Here is a 22733-nt window from a genome sequence, read left to right on the forward strand (position 1 = left end):
TTTTACAAAATTTCATCATCTGTGGTGACGGTACGCGATGGCGTACCGCCAAGAGATTCAATCGGGTTAGCATTTTCCATAAGCTGAACAGTAAGGGTGATTTTTATCCAGCCTGAAAATAGGCGGGATGAAACCGAACTGACTGTAAGGGCTGGGAATCAGAGAACCGGGGTTAAAAAGACCACCGAGCATGCCACCGCTGACTCCGTCATGCATCCCGTTGGTTACGGTCACTCCCGGCCCGCCGATATTGGTCGCAGGCAGTGCATATACATGGGCACTGGATGCGTATCCGCGACGCACGAGGTTGGTTGAGCGCAAAGCACCAAGGCTATGACCGATCTCGATCCGTCGCCCTTCAGCCTGACGAATAAAGCTCCGCCCAACTGCGTCGATTTCCCCTTGATAACCAAGAATGGTGTCGTTTATGTCCCAGAGCACACCCCACATGCCATGTTTATCCCGGGTGGTAAACCCATAAATCTGAACACCTTTGTCATCGATTTTTACGGTATCGCCCGCGACAGCCAGCCCTAACTCCGAATTCAGTTGTAGTAAGACATTAGCCTCGTACAGACTCAGGCCGAGTTTATTCGCATAGTGCTCTACCCGCGTCTTCCAGTAATAGTTTTTCGCCTCCACCACCGCATTCGCAGCGATCTGTCCGAAACTGCCGCCCAATCCATATAAGGCAAAATTCACCACAGTAGACTGCTCACGGCTTAACGTGGCGGAAGTTACGAAAGAAACCGTCCCTCTGACTGAGCTTAACGGATTGCCGACTCCATAAATTTTTGCGCCGGCATATGAGAACGCACCCGCGCGGAATGCACCACTGTATGAACCGGTATATCCCAGCGTAGATGCCGCTGCATAACCGGCACATCCGGCTGGGCCACCGATGACACAAGCCGCAGTCTGTAAAACCGTGTTCAGATATTTGACCTTCGCCACTCCTTTAAAGATTTCTCGGGTGACTTTCTTTATGCCTTTACTAATTGCCTTTCTGATCTTTTTCCAGAAATGCCCCGACGGATCGTAATACTTCATCGGGTTATTCATCACATAGCTATAGCGGTTATAGGACTGACTGTGATCGGGGGCCTGAATATAGGTGTCGGCACTCAGGAAGCGAGCCAGCGTAGCATCGTAGACCCGCGCATTCATATGAATCAGGCCGATTTCTTCGATCTGTTCATGCCCGGTATACCCCCGATTTTGCATCAAGGCCTGCGGGACATTTTGTGAGTCTTGCTGCCATGCGAATGGTCGGACTTTACCCCACGCATCGTAGTTTCTGCGCTCAACCACATTCCCCCACATATCGGTCACCAGATCGATTGAATGCAGTGCATCGCTGTGGCTATAGCGGATCTGACGGTCAACCGAGGCCGCATGACCTTCGCCATCGGTTTTAGTGACATCAACATTGAGGGCAACGAGACGGCCATCCACATAAATAAACTGTTTATGGTGCGTATTACCGTCTGCATCTTCAACGCGTTCATACACTTTGCCCAGATACCAGGTTTTTTCGCCTTGCTGGTTCTGTTTCAAGTAGCGCTGACGGGCCGGATCGTATTTAAACGCAACCCACTGTTCACCCGACGTTATCCGCTCAGGTTTGTTGAACCCATTCCAGTCAATGGTCCGCCCTCCGCCAGTCAGCATGTTACCGTTAGCATCATAGGTATAAGTATGATTACCAGCGCGTGTGACCGCGTGTACATGCTCGGGATCAGCATAAATATAGCGACCGACATCGGATTTATAGGTGATGTTACCCTCAGCGTTATACCTAACCGTATAATCCCGATTAAACAACGGATTATCCTGATGTTGATGGTTGGTACCGGTGAGACGGTTGGTGGTCAGGCGATCCAACTGGTCATAATAATATTCTTCCCGAATATGATTGATGGCATCATAACGCGACGTGACATTATCCATCCGATCGTAGGTGTAGTGCAGTGACCGAATGGTCTGACTGCCCTGAAGCGTGGTGATATTGAGTAACTGACCACTATCTTCCTGATAGTCGTACTGGTTGGTCAGGCCATTGCCATAGATTTCCGCAGCAATGCGGCCTTCAGCATCAAGATCACTGAGCTTCCAGTAACTGAGTCTGCCTTGGGCCGGGCTTTCATCTTTCAGTGCCTGTAACAGGAGTGACTCGGTACCACTTTCTTCCCCTAACGTCCGGTACCGTTGTGAAACCAGCTTGACCTGTTTCACCAGTTGAACCAGTTGATTCGCTGCCTGCACGTAGCTGGTTGCTTTACGATGGGTGTGATCCGCAACATATTCGAGACGACCGACATTATCAGCCAGTACCGTCAGACGACTGAACATCTCCCGGACACGCTGGTCGTATAATGGATCATCGCGATCTAATGTGAAAGTCACCAACCCGCCGCTATTGTTATCAGCATAGTGACCGTAATAAGCAATTTGATTGGCAGCGGTTAAACCAGACTGAACACTTGCCCATTCAGCCAAACTCACTTTACGTAATAGATTGCCTTCCAGCTTGAGGTGGAATTTAGGTTGCTGTATCACGGTAATCGTAACTGGTGGATTGATCAGGACTGTCCGGCCCGGCACTTTAAAATAACGTTCACCATTTTCATCGTGAAATGCTTCCAGAGCCCGACCATGAAGCTCGGCATACATTTGCTGAGCAAACCGCTCATTCTCTGCAACACCATCGGCTGAAATGACATGGTCTTTCAGTGCCTGATATTCTTCTTTCCGGGCCTGATAGAAATGTTGCTGCCTGCTGAGCTCCTTGGCTTTGCGCAGATAGTCACCGGCTCGAGCGAGCGCTTGGTCGATCAAGGGCTTAATTACGCGATCATATTCTTCGGCACTAAAGTGGATCTGCGCCTGACTGATATCACCCCAAATCTCGGTATTCATCCCGGTTTGCGCATCACGCTGATAATTGAGTGTGAACTGGTTCGGCCGATGCTCAGCAATCAACTGACCAAAGTTGTTATATTCAAACTGACGGCTGAGTGTCTGCTCTTCGGTAATCAGCTCTTCTTTGCTCGCTCTGCCGACAGCATCAACATAAAAATTCTTAATCAGCTCGCCTTTGACTTCACTTTGCAGCAATGCCCCGATCCATTGACGGGTACCGGTTGCCGTTGACACCGAGTCATAATGCCATTGAGTCGTCCGGATCTGTTTTTGCTCGCCTTCGGCCGTCGCTGTGATTGTCTCTTCGCTGCTCTCAATCATTCGGCCAAGTGCGTCATACGTCATTGTCGTCCGCTGACCTTTAGCATCGGTCTGACGCAACAGGTTGCCAAACCCATCGTAGACATACGTCCGAGTCCCTAAATCCGGATCACTGCGATAGATTTCTTTGCCCTGCACGTTGTAGCGGGACTCAGTCATATTACCGGCTGAACTGATCACGAATTTCAACTTCCCATCCGCGTAATATTCCTTGGTGAGACTCCCGCCAGCCGGCTCCAGTTTCTGAATTTCCCAGCCCATCACATTCAGATAGGTGGACTCTTTTCTTCCCTTGGCATCAATCTTTGTGGTGACGAATGGCTGGTACTGGTAAGACACCCAACTCAGGTCTTTCCCTGCCGGTCCCGGCTGAGAAACGGTATGGATACGACCCAACCGATCATAACGGGTATACGTATACTGTGGTACATCACCGGCATAGTAAGGACGGGTAACTGAACTCACCTGCCCCAACGGCGTATACTGATGATTGACCAGTACCCATTTACCGTTCAGAGCTCGGTGCGCATCGCGAACCTTGCGCTGCAACTTGTCGTAAAACGCGACTTGGGTTGCGCGTCCCGGGGTCTCAGAGACCACACAATAAACGGCATCAGACGGTTTAATACCACAGCGGTTATCGGATGCCGGCAGATAGCGATATTGTGTTTTGATAAAGCCAGTTTCAGTCTGTTGCCAAGACTCGGTCCGCCGTCCTAAACCATCCAGATAAACCCGAGACTCTAGTCCGTTCGGATCCCAGTTGGTCATGACACCGAGCAAGCGGTCTCTGACAGTACGGTTTTGATGCCCTAATGGATTGGTGTTGGTTGCCGTCGTCAGATTTTGTGCATACGTCAGGGTATGCTGTGACTGTTGACGAACCTGTGCGCCATTTTGTTGTGCAGCAATCGTCTCGGATTCAACGAAACCTTCGCTGTTATAGCGGTAGGTTTTCGTCACAGCCAGCGCATCACCGGGATCGCTCACTTCCTTCACGACTTTCCCGGTCACCGGATCATAACTAAACTCGGCAACATGGCTGACCCGGCTGCCATCGGTATGAATATTGGTCGTCTGTGAGCGGGTCAATAATCCCAGCAACCAAGAAGACGCATGATTACTAAACTGATTTTCAACAATTTTACGGTAAGTATCAGTGGTACCAGTCACTGGGTTAAGTCCCTGAGTTACCGTTGTCGTTTTTCCGACGTTACCATAATCATCAACCTGTTCATGACTGACCGTCGTGGTCATCAGTAGGTTTTTATCCAGATCATAGCTTTTATCCGTCTGTTGCTGGATATAAACCTGATAACTCGAATGACGAGTGACTTGTGGCGTGTTACTGACCAACTGCTGATACTGTTCGTGGGCAATAATCCGAGTTGTGACCGTTTTCTGCTGCGTCGCCAGTTTCTGTTTCAGAGCATCATCAACCGGGGATAAAACCGCCTGTGAACCCTGCGTCAGTTCCGGAACAGCCTCTCGGTTTTCAACCAGATAATATTGATGACTCGGCTGAATGATCGAGATAATTACCGGCCCCGGAATAAGCAACGCCTTATCCGGTTTTTTAGCATAAGTTTTATCTTGGTATTCGATTAATTCATATCGTTGAGCGAGTGCTTCGACTGACTGCTGAATCTGGGCCTGAGATTTTGGTCGCGCCCATCCCTGACGACTCACCGATTGATGCTGATAAACAGCATCAGATTCATTCAATCGTGTCAGATGACGGAAGTTCCAGAAATTCGTGTCATGACAAGTACGGCAGTTTTCATCCAGCGTGTCATCATTGCCTAAAAATTCTCGACGGTGCTTCTGGTACTGGCTGTATGGGAAGGCCGTGTAAAACTCGATATATCGGTTGCGGTAGTTTTCTCCATTGACGAATTCGCGTTGCTTCAGCCACTGAAAACCACCCGAGCCTTCGCCTTGGGTATCATAGCTGTACGGCCCATATTGGAACACATAACTCGTGGTCCCGCTGCCATTATCACTGTCCAGTCGATAAGCAACCGGATGAGCAAAGGATAGATTCTGTTTGGGTAATACCACGGGAGAAATTGCGCTTCGATCCGTATGTTGCCCGTAAGCACCAAACCACACGCGTGATGAATGACCAAGCCCGTTCGTCACTTGAGACAACAGTAAAGCCCGATTGACGAGATTTTCCGCCGTCTTACAGATCAACTCCCCCCCTTTATCGTGACAGTAATCGAGTTGACCATCCTGATTCAGATCCTGCCACCAGCGCTGAGTGCTTCCCCAAGTATCAACTTTAAACTGATAGTTCTCTCGATTGATATTGGTACAAAAAACCTGAGAGCCACTGCCCCGACAGAAATCAATCACCCCATCTTGATTCAGATCCTGCCACCAGCGTTTATTCACATCTCCCCAGTTACCATTCCAGTCCGGTCCTCCGGCCAAAACCAGATCATTTTTCAGGCCGGAAACTTTGCCGTGAGAGCCATAAGAACAGGTCAGATTCTTCTCCTGACCGGCTTTATTCTTGGTTGCCCGACACAAATCAGTGGCACCGTCGCCATTGATATCGACCCACCAGCGTTTATCTTTCTTGCCAATATCGGCCAACGAGAACACACGGACGCGCTCACCTTTCACCTCACTGGCGTTCAATAGCGTACACTTGACGATATTGCCACTGATGCGACAGAAATCCATGCTTCCGTTGCCATCAAGGTCAACCCAATCGATATCACTCTCTGTATCCCAAACCAGATGATTCAGGCGGACCGTCTCTTGCCATGCATCCGTTGTACTTTCTTGGGCGGTACTTTCTTGGGCTGAGATAGTGGTTTGCGCTGCTGCGCTTGCCCGCTTCAGTTGACTACAAACCAAATCATCATCGATGCGACGGCAGAATTCAGGATAGCCGTCGCCATTGGTATCGATCCACCAACGGTTCTCTTTTTTGCCAAGCGGCGGTAGCGGATAAGTTTCCGAAGTCTGTTGGCCATTCAGAGAGAATTCCGTACAAATCAGCTGATCATGATCATTCCGGCAAAATTCACTTTTATTGTTGCCATTGAGATCCAACCACCAATGAGCATCACTGTCTCCCCATTGGGTCAGCGGGTATGCCATGGTTCGGTTTTCACCGGCTACACTAAAATGACAGTGAAGACCACCTGTAGCGGTTTTACACAGATCAAGCTCACCATCGCCATTCAGATCAATCCACCATGACCGCGGTTTATTCTTCCAAGACGCGGGAATACTGTTATTCCCCCATTTCCCCACATTGGTACTGACAACCTGCTGGTTAAAATACACCGTCGACTGACTCGGCTTAGGGATGGAATGCCAAGCGAATTGAGTCTTAGGTAAGCACAAATTATCCTGATCACAATACTGAATCGCGCGGACGGTATGCGTATCGATTGAAGAGCTTTGTTCACCGGCCTTAGCTTGATAAGTAAACTGATAATAGTTGGCCAACTGGCCACTGGTTTTCAGCTCAATCCGAGATAATCGCTCCGCGGATTGATCAGTCTCGCCATCTTGATTGAACCGGGACAGTTTGAATTGCGGATTGGCCATCGGTTGGTAAACAAATACCAGAGCGTAAATATCATAATCAACCCGGGCTATCGTACCGTGCGTCGTATAACTGTATTTGATTGGATTCTTGCGCGATGTGTTGGTCACTTCACTCAGTAACCAAGACCGGCTTTGCGGATGATAACGATAGGTCATCCGTTCACCGCTCTTACGCTGGGAAGTAAAATAGCTGTCTGACGCGAATGCATCACCGCTCAATGAAACGCGAGTAAAATCATCCTGCTGCAAAAAATAGACCGAACCATCTTCACCACGGACACCGTCGGCAATAATGAGCCGATTGCCATCCATACAGAAATTATCCTGACTGCTGTTTTCAACCGGACGAAATTGATGATCGGTAAATCCCTGACTGCCGCAGCGATAAATTGCGGAGAGGCCGGCAATATCAAATCCGACACCAAATGCTGAATTCGTTGCACCCTGACTGGAATACTGAATCGCCAACTGTGGCGTATTACCGCCACGGCCTTCCGGCAATTCAATTGGTATCTGATAAGTCGCCATCCCTTGATGAACACTGAGTTCCCCCGGCAAAGTACCGACTGTTTCAGTGATAGCGGCAGATTGTGCATATGATGCAGACACAAAAAGCCCCAGACCTAACAAGAGGCCAATCCGTTTATTCATACTTAACCCACTTAACATTTAATACAGCGCTACTTTTCCTGACTTAACTGCTGTAGCGCTTGCTCAAGTGATTCAATTTGCTGATCAAGATCTTGATCGGAGACGACCTCAGTCGCTGACAGCGGCTGTTCATGAATCAATGCTTGTCGTAACTGTTTCACCTGAACCTGATGATTTAATTTTTCTACGGTCAGTGTTTCTGCGTTTGGCGGTAGGCTATTATTTTTTTCGGGGAGCGGCAGTGTCGGTTCAATCACAGCGCGATTGGATAACCAAAGGTTGATGCTGGCCACGACTGCAACCAGCAGTAAAAGCACCAACCCCCAACGAATCACTATTGTTTGATGATTAATCATGAATAATTTATCAGTACCCAGAGCCAAACTGCAGATAAAATACAACTTTATTGCAATAATCATTAGTACGCATATGCAAAAGGTTTGATTGGTTCACAAAAATATTGACTTCTATCCGATTAATGCGCTGAATGGGCAGTCTCCCGATATTGATGTTCAGCCCCCATAGAATAACGGTCCAAACTTTTGGTGTGCTCCCGCGAGCCCATCAGCAGATCGGTCAGAGTGCACAATTCAGTATGAAAACTCTGCACGCCTCGTTTAACGCTTTGAATCCAAACCAGAGCCGATGATATAATCAACACTTGTCTGACGAGATCGGCAATTGGCCGATCCCTCCCTGAAAAGGGCCAAAAATGAGGTTTTTCTATGTATATTTATACAGATCGGCCAAATTGCTTTGCTCAGCCCTTATATATCAAGGCTGCCAGAGGGCGCTATCGGAAGACACTGGCCGAGACAGGCCGTTAGGACCATTCTGGCCACAATATTAAGCGTCCACGTAGAATCGGAAGACACTGGCCGAGACAGGCCGTTAGGACTAGTTTATTGTTGACAGTAAAAATTATTAACAATATCGGAAGACACTGGCCGAGACAGGCCGTTAGGACTCAACAACAAAAATTCTTTGTTCTTTCATAAAATCGGAAGACACTGGCCGAGACAGGCCGTTAGGACTGTTCATAGTGACCTCTCATAAAACTTTTGGTATCGGAAGACACTGGCCGAGACAGGCCGTTAGGACTTTAAACATTTCTGTATGAAAAGGTTTCACTTTATCGGAAGACACTGGCCGAGGCAGGCCGTTAGGGGGCTCAACAGATAATGATCGAATCCGGCCAGTCAGCAATGCGACCTTCTCCGAGAACGTGAGAATTCATCCGGCAATTGGCACACAAACGGTAAAACCGAACCTTGTCTGTCGCGTCAAGCTGCCGGTTGATTTTTTCTGTAATCTGTTTGAGCTGGCGAGGTGTCTTGACCGCAATTTCAAATACCGATTCCTGCACGCGGTCACCGTAACCGAGCAGCACTTTTCCGACGTTACGGCGCACCTTGTCGTCACTGATATCAAAACAAACGGCATAGATAATTAACGGCTGTGCCATGCTTCAAATGCCTCCCCGGTCCGGATACTGGTAATGTAACGGGTAATCTGCTGCTGAATATGATCGATGATCGAATACCCCGACAGCGTACCTGCCGTTTGTTGTGCGTTCAACGACTGCAATAAGGCAGTAAGATAGCGCTGACGTCCCTGACTTAACAACCAGAGACCCCCATCCCGGGATTCAAAGTCAGCTTCCGTCAGAATTTTCTTGTTTACCAACGTCAGTGCCGTCCGTTCGACCAGATAGCGGAAGGGCTCCATCATATCTGATGCCAGTGCGGCATGGCGGCCTTCCGGTTGATGGTACACACCGGCCCACGATAACAGATGACTGGCACGTAGTAAGCTATCGGTAAAGCCATACAACATCGTATAACCGAGCGACAACAAAGCATTAAACGGATCCTGCGGTGGCTGACGATTACGTCCGGTAAATCCGGCCCAATCCGGTAGAATCTCCTGAAGAACAGCAAAATAGAATCGGGTTGCCATTCCTTCATAACCCCGTAATTGCATTAAACTGGCCGCACGCCCCGCCTGTTGCTGATACTGCTGCAACGCTTGATGTTCCGGACGGCTCCGGCGGCGCAATATTTCCCGACAGCTGCGGATTCTGGCCACAACTAAGGCTCGGCTGATCTGCAATTGCTGCGTTTCATCGAGCTGAAGCTGTCGCTGTTGAAGCCGCTGACTGGCAGAGTTCTGGGCCGGAGCGCAAGTCACCCCCACATAGCGGCCTATTCCAGTCGCGTGATGGATCGCAATATCGTGTTCACAGGCCTGATGAATCGCCTGACTGGTCATTTGATGATGACCAAATAAGATCAAATGATTGACAGCCGTCCACGGCGTATCTGTCAGAATATTTTCTCCTCGCTGCACCACAACCCGGTGAGCATAGGTACGAACAATACACGGGTCACCAGAGATATAAATGCCGGTCCCCCGACCATCTCGCTGCCCTGCCGGTGCAGATTCTTCAGCCGGATTAAGCTGCACGCTCTCATCATCTGTCTCCTGCATTAAATCTTCATCAGCTAATGGGTCGTCCGCTAACACATTTGTCGATATAGAAAAATTCGTCGATATAGAAAAATCATCATCCGTTTCACTAATAGTGTGGTCAGCTTGTAGTGGTTCGATGACCAGAGGTGAGTCAGTCACGACATCCGACGGATCTTCAGCTTCTGGGTCACCCGGATTTTCAGCCTTCGCGGCCATACGGGCCTGATATTCCGCCAACCATGAACGGGGGGGAACAGATAGATCACTGTCGGCTGAACGTTTCGGATTATCCAGCACAGTTTCATTGACAAACAAATATCCGAGAAACTGAATACTGTGATCAATTTCCGTGATATGGGTCTTGTCCGGATTCAGCGCCAGCCCATGCTCACCCAAAGATTTTTCGGCAATCATCTGAGCTTGTTCTGCTCGTTTTTTATTCTTGCACAGAATGACAAAATCGTCGGCAAACCGAACCAGTTTAAACCCCTGTAATTTAAGATCATTATCAAAGTCATCCAGCATCAGGTTTGCCATCAGTGGGCTGAGCGGGCTTCCCTGTGGAATTCCGTTTTCCCGCTCAATTCGCTCCCCTTGATAATCCACCGGTGCCGACATCCATGCCAGCAGATAATGAACCAAGCAGTCATCATTAAATAGATAGCGTAACCGCATGGCGAGTTTTTTCCGATCCAGCGTATCGAAAAAATCTTCAATATCGGATTCAAACACCCACCGATAACCGGCTTTTACCAATTTAAGGATCTCATCTCTTGCCTGTTGCCGTGAATGTGCCGGACGATAGCCATAACTGGCGTGATCAAAGAATTTTTCACAACTACTTTGCAGGATGTGTAACACCACTCGCTGTAACACCCGATCTGCCAGTGGCGGATAAGCGAGCGCCCGAGGGGCCCGACCGTCCTTCTTTAAAATACAGCCTTGTAAGACAGGGACTTCATAGTCGCGGTTTAATAATGCAGTCACCATCTGTCTCAGTTGTGGTTTATCGGGCAATGGTTCCTGCACGCTTCCATCACTATGTTCTAGCGCCAGATCAAGATAACGCTCCTGATGAAACATCTGACTCCAGTACAGAGCCGGCTCTGGCCGATGGTTTAATAATGGCGCCCCTTCAAGTGTCAACAGACTAAACCGGCCCAGACCAAATATCCGCTGTTGTCCCATCCCCAGCCAATGCAGCAGGATGATATATCGCCACCAAAGCAGATCTAAACGGCCGGCAAACACCAGCTCACCACTGGCACCACCAATCGATTTGGGATCTGTATTTCCGTGTTTAAGATAATAATTATCCAGCCAGAAGGTGTCGCACTCAGTCAACGTAATTTTAGGAAGATCACCTAACCGTGGTCGTTCACTGTCTCGATGTACTGCCACCAGTGTCGCCAGCGTGGTGAACACCCTTTCCATTAATAACTCAGCAGAAAAGTCATCACAGTCTCGGCAGAACCGATTGTCACCTTTTAGTGGTCTGTAACGATCAGGAGAATATTTCTTTCTCAACCGAACAAAGCTATCCCAGCGCCAGATAAATTGATCCGTAGACTGCAACGCTTCGGCCTGAGATGTTAAATGAGCTTCATCCAATCCCAAAAGTTGATCCGCCTGTGTCACATTTTTCAGCGAGAAACTATCTTTGATGGAAACCAGTGTCAGGTTTCGACCAAATGCCCCATAAGTTTCATGAGTCAGGCTGTCTGGGAGTTGCTGCAATTGCCGGAACAGGTATTCAACCAGAGCATCCGGTGGCGCAATCATCACAATTCTCAGATGATAATAATCCCCTTTGTGAAACTCGGTTTTACCGGATTCCGCCAGTCCGATACAAAAATACTTCTCATATTCTTCACCGATATCGAGTAAATATCTCAACCATGCGGTCATCGCTGGGTAATGAAAAGGCTGACAGTATATTGTGGACAGGCAGCGTAGACTGACATCAATTCCTTTGATCGGCAGCAAGCTTTTGAAATCAATTTCTCTGGGCATCTGAAAAATCCTGATTAGTCGTTGACAGCTCAGTATTTAAGCGATTAGCTTAATATCCTTATATATGAGCATAATATTTTATCATGCTGGAGCATATCATGGCGGTGTTTCTTCTCAATTCACCGGTACTGACCACCTTTGGCCGTTACCACTATACTGGCCCACTGACAGTCCCTGAAGTCAAAAACAAACTGAATCATGGGTTTGTTTCTGCTATTGGGCATGAGAGCGCCGCTAAATTTCTAACCCAACTGACAGGGATCAGTATTCCATACCAGCGGATTGCGATTGAAATGGCAATCGGGGACGAAGCCGTGGTCTTTGATCTAAAAACACGGTTGCCACAGGAAGACATGATGTCACTCCGGCTTGAGAACGTATCTTTTCAGTTTGGGCTTTTAGTCAGAGAGGATGACGGTGAATAGGAAACACAATGGAAAAAGAAAAGCCATCAAGCAGAAAATCACTGTATTTCTTCAATCACCGAACGCGACTTTAATCGGATATGCTCTGACCGCAATTATTGCAGCAATTGGTGTCGGATGGCTATCAACTGAACTGAAATTTTTATTACTGGGGACTCAGGGGACTGGCGGTCTCAGCCGGGTGACATTGGTGATCTCCGGGCTGATTTTTATCATCATTCTGTTGCTTTCAATCATTCCGCTCCGTGAGAAACGCATTCAGCTCTCTGCAAATCCCAAAGCTGAGCATTCACTGAAACAATTACCTTCTGACAGGCAACGCATCCTTTTACTAATCACTTTATTACTGTTTACGTTGTTGCTAGATATTGGCAAAGATATACTGCAAAACGTTGTAAAATCTACCCCCTATTGGGTCATCCCTGCCACAATGTCTGTGTTTTTCCTGTTATTTTTTCAGGCAATCCGGAAAACATCGGCAACCAACCTGTATTCATATTCTTCAGGTTCAAGACTCAGAAAACTCTCAACGACATACTTTCAAACACCATCAGATTGCTGGTTAACCAGCCTTGTTTTTGTAACTGGCATTGCTATCGGCTGTCACCCGCCGCTCTCTGCTCTGCATTACCTGTGGCTTGCCATTCTTGGCGGTTATCTGTTTTTGCATCAGGTTCGCAGACACGCGGTACCCACGAATATGTTGGAGAAAGAGCAAAACATCGAACCACACCAACATTTGATTTTATTTGTGTCAATTTGCCAGCAATACAAGATCAAACAAATAAAAAATCGCTTACCGGAACGCATTGAAAATCTGGCAAAAAATGAAGCATATCCAGATCAATCAAAAAGCAATGCTCGAAATCACTTCAGTAAAATCGGCTTCGTCATCATGAAGCAATTATTTGACGCGGCAAATCAACATTCGACAGCACAAAACTTTATTTCTGAAAATGGCACAATTAACGTCCAAAACATAATAGATGACCTCTGCCATATTGATGAAGGAAGCCTGTTTAAATTCGCGCTGTCAACAGATGAGAGTGAAGAACCTGTCACTGATAAACATCTGATAGAAGTCATCAGTCATTACGTCAGTTATCGTTTGGAACAGAGGCCATCTTATGTGGACGCTGACAACGATTCCTGCGCAAAATTTAGCGACTTAATCGGTATCTATGATGCAGTGCTGACTTACTTTAATTCTGACGGAGCCAGAACCAGTTGGAGAATGCTGTTTGTTGCACTGGAGAAGCACCTACAAGCTACGCAGAACCATCTAAACACACCACAAATCATTTCTCTGATTGTGTCTGATCGAGGATACAGCCAAGATGAAAATTATAATATCACCGCACCAAATGCAGCAGGAAGCAATCGTCAAATTGACTCCCTGATGAAACTGTTATCACTTTATCTGATTTATCACAAAATACGAAATCACCAGATCGAATTTCATTTATACAAACCCGGACACTCACAGCCATTTACCCGATTCACTTCTGAAGCGTTATACAACACACCAGTTCCGGAATCGGTCATCATGCCTGACGGTTTTGAGAAAGGTGCTCACGGGGCCAATTTTTATGCGTTCGACAGTTGTATGCACGCCGTACAAAGCCTTGTGTCCGACTCGTCTATATCCGAATGGGACACGATTGTCGATTTTACCTCCGGTAATAAAGTCGCAAGTATGGTGGCAACCTTTATGACCACAACAACGGATGTAAAAGCACAATATGTCGATGAAAAATACAACGTGAATCTATTTGATCTTCGTTATTACGATTTGGCAAAACTGGGGGGATAAAATGACAGATACCGCATTCTACGAAATACTTAAAAATAAAGTTGATAACGTAACAAAAGAGCGATGTGTTGCTGTCACATTAACTTTTGAAAGCATGGCTTTCTTAAATAATGCAGAACAGATGTCACCGGAATGGAAGCAATTGGCCAAGTGCCTTACTGCATTAAAAAAAGAGAAAAAACTCAGTGATCAGAGAAAAAAAGAATTAAAACAAGATGAAAAACTCAGTGATCAGAGAAAACAAGAATTAGAACAAGATGAAAAACTCAGTAATCAGAGAAAAAAAGAATTAGAACAAGTGAGGGATAAGCTGAAAGATAAAATTACTGCTCACAATCAGGCAGAATTTCCCCTTGCCAGCCTGAAAGGCGGCTTACGCTATTGGTGGCGCGCCTTACAGTGGGTTCCGACTAAGTTAAAAGCAATTCAGGAAAATGAAAAGACAAAGCAACTTCCGGAAGATGAGGCGTCTATTGATGAAATAGCCCTTAAAGACTTGCATCAGAGTGAGCGAGCCCTTTGGGGAAGTGCAGAAGAAAGCGAAGGCATTGGCTGTTCTAAAGTAAGAATTATTCCTCAAAACAATCAGATCCAAATATGTCGCTCTTCCGATATATTTAAGAGTAATAAAACTAAAAAGCAGGATAAAATTTCATCAATTCAATATATTGCCGGACAGGCATATAAATTGGATAAAGGTGAGTTATCAGATATGTCACCACTGCGCCCTGTAGCCACTTCGAAGGAGACAATCTCTTTCTTATTGCATTTCTCTCCTGAATTATCCGAAACACATATCCGGCAGGTTTTTGAAGCGCTGCTGTGTTTTGCTGAATTTGGCGGTTTGGGTTCCCGTTCCAGAAAAGGGTTCGGTTCTTTCTCAGTCAGTTTTACACAGTCATTGATCAAAGAAAATGGAGAGGCTTTATCCCAACAGAAGTTGCATGAACAATTCATTCATACAATCAAACATGAACGCATTCATTCTTCTGCAATTACAAACTGGCGTATTCCCCCTATTCCGGCCTTTTCTGCCGCAACAAAGTGGACTCAATTTTCTGTGGATAAAAAGATGACGGATAAACAACTTCTAGTGGAACTGGGCAATGCCTATAAAACAGCCCGTCTGCAGATTGGTCTGGGTGATAAAAACAGGATATTTAACTCCCCGCCTCAGTATCCAGCCCGACTACAAGTTGGTTTTCCTCTGGTAACAAATCGGCTTGTTATTGATAAAAATCATAGCCCCAAAAATATAGAGAAAAGAACAAATTACAGCATGTTTTATCTGGATAAAGAAGTAAAACGCCGCGGGTCATTGGTGTTTTTGTCTTGCAAGCTGACAGATACTGGGAAATATTCCATTCATGCCCTATTACTGAGCTCTGATTTTCTTCCTAAAAATTCATCAGCAAAGAAACCGTCTTACCTACAACTCTCAGATGCAATTTCCCCTAGTAAAAAAACGCATTATAAAAACATTGATTTTAATCCTAAAGATGTTACTGACGAACTTTTTGGTACAGGCGGTTTCTTTGCTGAATTGACGAAAAATCTGAACCATTCTCAATATATTTCCCAGCAATCAGTCGTTGCAGGCTAAGGAAGGAATCCCGATGCGTCCAAAGAAAAATAAGTACTTCCACCTATCCATCAGTCCGGTACAGTCGTTTATTAATCAGGGTCGTCGTACTCGAGATTTTTGGGCCGGTTCCTTTTTAATCTCTTTTTTATGTGCCACGGCACAAAAATCGGTCATGATCCGTTGTGCTCAGGAACAGGCAGAAAACCAAAATAAAAAGAAAAAAAACCAAAAGCAGGAGCCAAGCCAGTTAGGCCCGATCTTGCCGGAAGAAAATGAGCAGCTCAGCAAAGCCCTTCAATCCGGTGAAGCCGGACCACAATATGCCTGTTTACCGAACCGCTTCTCAGCAATTGTGCCAGAAAAATTTAATGCTGAGCAGGCAAAAGAGATTGTCAAAGACGTTCAAGAATGTTGGAACCTAATGTGGCAAGCCGTTTTTGACCGGGATCTGGGTACCTTATTCGGGAGTAACCACCAAGCAAAAGATCGTTGCTACGCGGTATGGGAACGGCAGTTGAATAACTATTGGGAAATCCATTGGGCAATCACCCCTGATTTAAAAACCGGATTTCAGGCCATGAAAAACCGTAAATTACGTCGTGAGCATCTACCGTCTGAAGCGGCAGAACCGGGGGTGAAATGTAATTATTTTGCGGGCTTGCAGGAAATATCAGGAATCACTCAACCGGATAAAAACAAATCCTTACAACAAACCGTGATTGATGATTTCTGGACACCATTAAGAACACATCGATTAACACAAAGCGGTGAACCAATCCGGCTTGAACATGATATCGATGATCAGGAAATGCTCTGCGCTGTGGCTTATTTTAAACGTCGGTTCGCATTTTATTTTCCTCAATTTATCTATCAGGATGAAACCAGTGTACTTCACCCACTGCTCAGCCGAATCTGGGCTTTTGTAACCAAAGATTCCTTACCGAATACCAAACCTTTTACTCTGAGCGGCTGGACGCTTGACGGCCGCGTGCCTTCGGTCACTTTCATTGCAGCAGCCAACTGGTTGAGGCAGATAGCTCAACATATTGTGACTCAGCAAGATGACCGGTTACTGGCACTTTTTCAACAGTTTGTTGCCGAAGGCAGTGATAACGACTCGGTAAAAAGTCGTTATCTGCTTGGATTCAGTGACGACATTACGCAAACATTGGCGGCTTTTAAAGATGGGCAGGAAATTCATCTGGGATGCCTGGAGGGTAATAGCTGTTATGATTTTCTGCTACAAGGCGAAAACGATCTGACGAAACGACGCCTCCGTCAACTGGAGCAACAGCAAAAAAACAGCCCAGATGAACACACCATCACCCAACAAATTGCCCTATTCGACAAGCAAAGCAAAAAGACCCAAAAACGGTTGATTCAACTCCAGCAATTAAAAGAACAATTGCCAGATAACCTCAAAGAGCCAGAACGTTACTACGCGGTCATTGCACTGGACGGTGATCATTTGGGTCAGTTTATCAGCAAAATATCGAATCAAGGCAACAACACCGGTAAAATTGGTAAGGCGCTCAGTGAATATACTCAGAAAGCACAAGAAACCGTCAAAAATCATCACGGCTTTTTAATCTATGCCGGTGGCGAAGACCTAGTTGCGTTATTACCGGGTGCAGATGCACTCAATTGTGCTCATCAGCTACAAATAGATTTTACGCATGCAGTTAACTCCCACTTCAAGAGAAACGCCCATACAAATCTGCCAACGATTTCTGCCGCAGTGCAGTTCAATCATGTCAATGTCCCGTTGATGCGCGTATTACGCGATGTTCAACAACTACTTTCGGGAGTGGCAAAACAGCAATATGGCCGGGACGCCATCGCGATTCGGATTGTCAACCAGAGCGGTATTCAACAGCAATGGGGGGCTAAATGGCGTAAATTTATCGAATTCAGACCGGTAACCAATGAGTCAGCAACTGACAGGAAGACACCGAGGATCCGGTTATACGATATCATCGACGGGCTGCGTGACTGTGATGAAGTAACCAGTAACAACTTTCTTTATCACCTACGCCATATCGCCCAGCAATTAGGTATGCTCAATCCGGAACGGCATACCGCTGATTATCAGAGCCGACAAAATCAGCATCATGGTACAAAGCAGCATCAACCGGACATGCTGAAATCACTGGTTACAGCGCAATATCTCCGAACCCAGAACCGAAACCTCAAGAAATCGGAGCAGGTAGATCTTCAATGGATGAACGAGCTGTTCACTCTCTGTGATGAAATTACCACGAAGCAAAACCACCAAACTTCAACTCATTTTTTTAATCCGGATATTGCATTTATCGCCAAATTTTTATGTAGCAAAGTCAGGTGCAACACCACACCTGAACCGACCCAAAACAGACAAGAGGCGCAGGTATGACAGAGCAGACAATTCACCTGCTGATCCACCCACATGACACCTGGTATTTTCGTGATGGCCGCAACCACGCTGGCAGTGCTCAGCTCGCCGCTGGCAGCAAACTGATTCCGCCTCAACGAACAATTCTCGGCGCTCTAATGGCACTGCTAAAAGAAACCGTTGGCTCAGCGCTGAATAAGGCAGACTATCAACGACTGTTTCAGGATAACTGGCAGAAAACGCCACCGGTTCATCTGTCTCCGGTCCGGCTAAAATGTGGGTCTCAGTATTATATCCCGGCATCACGATTAGTTGTTGAACAGATTTTTGAGGATCAGCAGTCTCCCAAAGATACATTTTCATGTCTGAGGCCGCCTGTTCGTGGCCAAACATTTGAAACCGATCTGGGGATGATGCACGACTTATCACTAGAAAAGGAGTATCAGGACTACCGCCAGCGTCAGTTGTGGATCATGCAGAACAAACCTCTGGCACTCAAACCTGAAATCCTGAACAGCACCATACTCGATCCGGAAACGCTGTTCAGCCGTGAAACCCGGCTGGGTATCGGGTTAGAACCAGAGAAAAAAAGTGCGAAAGACGGGCTGATTTATCTAACCGAACATGTGCGATACACACAAAAATTTAATGGTCAAGATCTTTGCTTTGCCGTCTCGCTGACATTTGATAACCCGCTTATCAAAGATATGTTCAGTGCATCTATCAAAGCAAAAGGTGCTTACGTTCGCTTCGGTGCTGAAGGCCGAATGGCCTTTATTGCAGAAGACCCAGAAATATTGCCACGTTATCCGACGATCAGAGACCACTTTGAATACGCAAATGGTGATTTATTTGCCATTCACCTGATCAGCCCTTGCCCGGCGAGCCAATGGCCTGACTTCGTCCAGCAGATGCAAGAGACATTCAAGGGCTGTGAATTACTCAATCGGCTGACAGATAAACCCGTTCCTATTGGCGGTTGGCAGCCAGCCGGAGAGATCAAAAACGGTAAATCGGGCCCCGTCAACGCTGAGTATTTCTTTGAGTCCGGTAGTTGCCTGTTATTCCGGCTGACCAGAGGCAAGACATTACAGATGTTTTTCCGGGAAAAGTTCAATGAATCCAGCGTATTATCACACTTATTACCACACCCATATGGCCTGTACGGCTACGGTTATTACACTCTGATCCCGTTGAGGTAATGAAGGAGAATACACCATGACAACCAACAATATCTTACTGATGCGGGCTGAGACATTTGTCCATGCCGGTGCTGGCTCCGGTAACGGCCTGATCGATCTCCCCATCATGCGCGAAGCCCATAACAACTGGCCGGTGATCTTCGGCTCAGCCGTCAAAGGTGCATTTCGAGCGAAAGCCAGCCAAGACATAAAACAGGAAAAACAGCTGAAAAACTGGTTTGGTGATGATAGTGAATCCGGTAACGGTGCCGGTGCGCTAATGTTCGGGGATGCGCGGTTATTATGGCTGCCGGTGCGTAGCCTCAACAGTCATACATTATGGGTCACCAGCCCGAGCGTGCTTTCCCGCTTTGCTCGGGATATGCGCCGCATGGGGCAAGAATTTCCGAACAATAATTACTATCAGCTTGCTGATGATCAGGTGGTCACTTTATATCATCAGCCAAACACACAACTGATTCTGGAAGATTACTGTCTGAACATTATCCCTAAAGAAGGCCATGAGGATATTTATCTGTGGTTGGAGGAATTGAAAAATCAGATTGCAGAGATGACAAAACCAGCAGCTCAAGAAGGTGCCCTCCTTGTTCAGGAAACAGCGCAAAAGCTGGTGATGGTCAGTGATACAGTGTTTACCCATCTGTGTACCATGGCAACCCCAGTCACACCGCATGTCAAACTCGAACCGCAAACCAAAGCCAATCACAGCCTCTGGTATGTAGAAACCCTACCTCCGGAAACCATGCTCTACAGCACTTTAATCTATACCCAACGTTTGACCGATCAGGCGCAACTGAATCACCTGTTGAAAGACTATATTCAGATTGGCGGCAATGAAACCACCGGAATGGGCTGGTTTGAACTATATCATCAAGCCTTTAAGAATTAATCCTTGAGGATAATGCATCATGAGTGAGATATTACTTTCCCATCAACGAGCCATGCATTGCTATGATCAGCTCAACATAACGGATAAAGACACACTGGAAAATTATGAAACAACTGTCGCGGGTATGCCTGCTTTTCTGCGTAATAATGGTCTGCTGCACTTTATCGCGTTGCTCACCCAAAAGTCAGACCACACGGCTTACAAATTCTGTTTAGACGCACTAGAACAGTGGCTAACAAAACAGTCGTGGACGGATTATAGGGCGGATGAAAAAAAGACGTTATATCAATATTTGTTAGAGCATGAAACGATGACAACCCAAGAACATATCGCCATCGAAAATGAAGTCAATGAATTATTGGTCTGGCTCAAATCACTGCTACGGGCGAAAAAAACAATGTCAGCGCAGCAAGCTCAGAAGACAAGCACCGCCGGAGGTAAAGAATGAACGATCATGCTCAATCAGCAAAACCTCAGTGGCATCACACCCTCAATTGGGGGCTGCTGTATAACAAATACTTTCTCACCTCTAATCCCCAAAATTTAGCACAAATAGGTAAAGAAACCGATACAACCCGTTTCTTCAGCCTGATGTGTCAAGGTCATCTGTCTACAGAACAGTGGAATGAATGCACACTTCTGACTGTCGGTAAAGGCGCTGATTTGATTAAAATCGTACGCAATACATTGCAAGATGATCAACATGCCTTGTCATCAGTGTGCCAGCGCTATACCCATAGACAATGTGAAATGGTCAAACGACTCAAAGGCTCGGATATCCAAGAACAGGATGCAATCAAAACCGTCACCTGTGTCTGGCGGTTCGTCAATGGCTTATCAATGCCTCACCTAATGGGAGTAAATCTGTTCTGGCATCCGACACTCGGTATTCCTTATCTACCGGGTTCCGCCTTAAAAGGCATTCTGAAATCATTTTTAATGAATACTTATCCGCTCAATGACGCGGAGAAACATGATGCCGATTTTATTGATTTTATACGGCGGGTTTTCGGTAGTGATGAATGTCCGGAAACATCCGATACTGATCATCAGACAAAAAATCAGGCAGGCGATTATATTTTCTTTGACGCTCTGCCAACCCAAAAAATGACATTTGTTACCGATGTCATGACGCCTCATTTCGGCAATTGGTATCAAGACGGGGCAACAAAAACGGGTCAGTTAAACACCACACCAAATGACTGGCATGACCCAGTCCCCATCCCATTTCTGGCGCTGGAAGACTTTGAACTGCAACTGGCGGTACTACCGCGTCCCGGTTCAACAGAAAAAGCCCCCACAGGAGAATTGGCTTTTATCACGGATATGCTCTGTAGTGCCTTATCTTATCAAGGTGCCGGTGCAAAAAGCGCGGTAGGTTATGGTTATTTTGAAGTATCACCCAGGGGATCGGGCAAAGAGCACAATTTAACATGAAACCTCTGCACGCCTCGTTTAACGCTTTGAATCCAAATCAGAGCCGATGATATAATCAACACTTGTCTGACGAGATCGGCAATTGGCCGATCCCCCCCTGAAAAGGGCCAAAAATGAGGTTTTTCTATGTATATTTATACAGATCGGCCAAATTGCTTTGCTCAGCCCTTATATATCAAGGCTGCCAGGGGGCGCTATCGGAAGACACTGGCCGAGACAGGCCGTTAGGACAGACCTCTTTAGGTTGATTGAACAAAACGTTACTATCGGAAGACACTGGCCGAGACAGGCCGTTAGGACCTTATCCATTCCACAAACAGCAAAAGAACTCATTATCGGAAGACACTGGCCGAGACAGGCCGTTAGGACTTTCTTACAAACATGTTTATGCATTCCTAGATGATCGGAAGACACTGGCCGAGACAGGCCGTTCGTTGGGAGGATTGTACTTTTCTGAGGGAAAGAATAATGGCATCTGACATGCAGTCAGTATTGATGGCAGGACATGCAACAGACTGCCATCCCCAATTGACCTCGATATTGACTGCTATCGGGGGCTTCGATGGAATGGCGGAAACACGAGCGGCTCAAGACCCGCACTATGAGCGTCTGCGAATGATGTCGAAGCTAAAGATCTCATCGGAATAGTAGTCTTCGGTATAACAAAAAACTTCGCCTGAATCACTATAATAGGTTTCTTCTAGGAGAATGAAGGGTTCCAGCGCCACGTCCATTTCCGGGATATCTCGCTGTGTCAGGACAACGGATTTTATTTTGGTTTTCGCGTAAGAAATACTTTTACCGGTCTCTTCAAGATAATCGAACAGAGAGCCACAGAGTGCATCATCACTCGCATGTTCAATGGCATGCAGCCTAAAGTGATGAATATTAAACACCGCTATTTTGTCATTGGCATACCTCAATCTTTTGATCTCAACATACTTATCCCCTTCATTAATGTTGAGTTTACTGGCCACTAACTGAGAGGCTGTTTTCACATGCTTATATTTGAGGATGGTTTTTGGAGACAGGCCACAACTTTTGATTGCATCACTGACAATA

At 46.5% G+C, this 22733-nt stretch carries 13 protein-coding genes and 1 CRISPR repeat array; of the genes, 8 read left to right on the plus strand and 5 right to left on the minus strand.

Translation table 11 applies throughout. The features are described 5' to 3' along the window. Positions 1-66 precede the first annotated feature (66 nt). From BSQ33_RS08435 to cas1, 4 genes are all read right to left on the minus strand, one after another. A complete protein-coding gene (locus BSQ33_RS08435; protein WP_198298085.1) occupies positions 67-7464 on the minus strand; it encodes an RHS repeat-associated core domain-containing protein in 7398 nt (2465 codons plus the stop codon). Between the two features lie 29 nt (positions 7465-7493). Continuing rightward, entirely contained in the window at positions 7494-7820 is a 327-nt protein-coding gene (locus tag BSQ33_RS08440; RefSeq protein WP_141650697.1) for a hypothetical protein, read from the minus strand. A 439-nt stretch (positions 7821-8259) separates the two neighbouring features. After that, positions 8260-8634: a CRISPR direct-repeat array (repeat unit 36 nt; unit sequence ATCGGAAGACACTGGCCGAGACAGGCCGTTAGGACT). A 1-nt stretch (position 8635) separates the two neighbouring features. Next, on the minus strand, positions 8636-8929 hold the full coding sequence (gene cas2, locus BSQ33_RS08445) for a CRISPR-associated endonuclease Cas2 (protein ID WP_088133847.1): 294 nt from the start codon (positions 8927-8929) through the stop codon (positions 8636-8638). Next, positions 8914-11949 (minus strand): CRISPR-associated endonuclease Cas1, encoded by a 3036-nt coding sequence (gene cas1, locus BSQ33_RS08450; RefSeq protein ID WP_088133848.1) that lies wholly within the window; start codon positions 11947-11949, stop codon positions 8914-8916. Before cas1 ends, cas2 begins: the two co-directional genes overlap by 16 nt. A 98-nt stretch (positions 11950-12047) precedes the next feature. Between cas1 and BSQ33_RS08455 the strand changes: the two genes are divergently transcribed. From BSQ33_RS08455 to cmr6, 8 genes are read left to right on the plus strand one after another with little or no spacing between them, the layout of a single operon-like run. Beyond that, a complete protein-coding gene (locus BSQ33_RS08455; protein WP_157721369.1) occupies positions 12048-12374 on the plus strand; it encodes an STIV orfB116 family protein in 327 nt (108 codons plus the stop codon). Further along, positions 12367-14187, plus strand: coding sequence for a hypothetical protein (locus tag BSQ33_RS08460; RefSeq protein WP_157721370.1), 1821 nt, complete (start codon positions 12367-12369; stop codon positions 14185-14187). The genes BSQ33_RS08455 and BSQ33_RS08460 overlap by 8 nt, the downstream gene beginning before the upstream one ends. 1 nt (position 14188) lies before the next feature. Further along, a complete protein-coding gene (locus BSQ33_RS08465; RefSeq protein ID WP_088133851.1) occupies positions 14189-15790 on the plus strand; it encodes an RAMP superfamily CRISPR-associated protein in 1602 nt (533 codons plus the stop codon). Between the two features lie 13 nt (positions 15791-15803). After that, on the plus strand, positions 15804-18164 hold the full coding sequence (gene cas10, locus BSQ33_RS08470) for a type III-B CRISPR-associated protein Cas10/Cmr2 (protein ID WP_088133852.1): 2361 nt from the start codon (positions 15804-15806) through the stop codon (positions 18162-18164). Continuing rightward, positions 18161-19345 (plus strand): type III-B CRISPR module-associated Cmr3 family protein, encoded by a 1185-nt coding sequence (locus tag BSQ33_RS08475; RefSeq protein ID WP_088133853.1) that lies wholly within the window; start codon positions 18161-18163, stop codon positions 19343-19345. Before cas10 ends, BSQ33_RS08475 begins: the two co-directional genes overlap by 4 nt. A 16-nt stretch (positions 19346-19361) precedes the next feature. Then, positions 19362-20234 carry a type III-B CRISPR module RAMP protein Cmr4 gene (gene cmr4, locus BSQ33_RS08480; RefSeq protein ID WP_021021238.1) on the plus strand — a complete coding sequence of 291 codons (873 nt, stop codon included), beginning with the start codon at positions 19362-19364 and terminating at the stop codon, positions 20232-20234. A 19-nt stretch (positions 20235-20253) separates the two neighbouring features. After that, complete coding sequence (cmr5, locus tag BSQ33_RS08485; RefSeq protein ID WP_085049903.1) at positions 20254-20682, plus strand: type III-B CRISPR module-associated protein Cmr5; 429 nt, start codon at positions 20254-20256, stop codon at positions 20680-20682. After that, entirely contained in the window at positions 20679-21671 is a 993-nt protein-coding gene (gene cmr6, locus BSQ33_RS08490) for a type III-B CRISPR module RAMP protein Cmr6 (RefSeq protein WP_088133854.1), read from the plus strand. Before cmr5 ends, cmr6 begins: the two co-directional genes overlap by 4 nt. A gap of 599 nt (positions 21672-22270) precedes the next feature. Here the strand turns inward: cmr6 and BSQ33_RS08495 are convergent. Beyond that, the gene (locus tag BSQ33_RS08495; protein WP_157721371.1) at positions 22271-22669 is read right to left on the minus strand and encodes a GntR family transcriptional regulator; all 399 of its coding nucleotides are present in this window, start codon (positions 22667-22669) and stop codon (positions 22271-22273) included. Between the last annotated feature and the right edge of the window lie 64 nt (positions 22670-22733).

Origin of the sequence: Vibrio gazogenes (genome assembly GCF_002196515.1) — a bacterium.
GTDB classification, from domain to species: Bacteria; Pseudomonadota; Gammaproteobacteria; order Enterobacterales; family Vibrionaceae; genus Vibrio; species Vibrio gazogenes_A.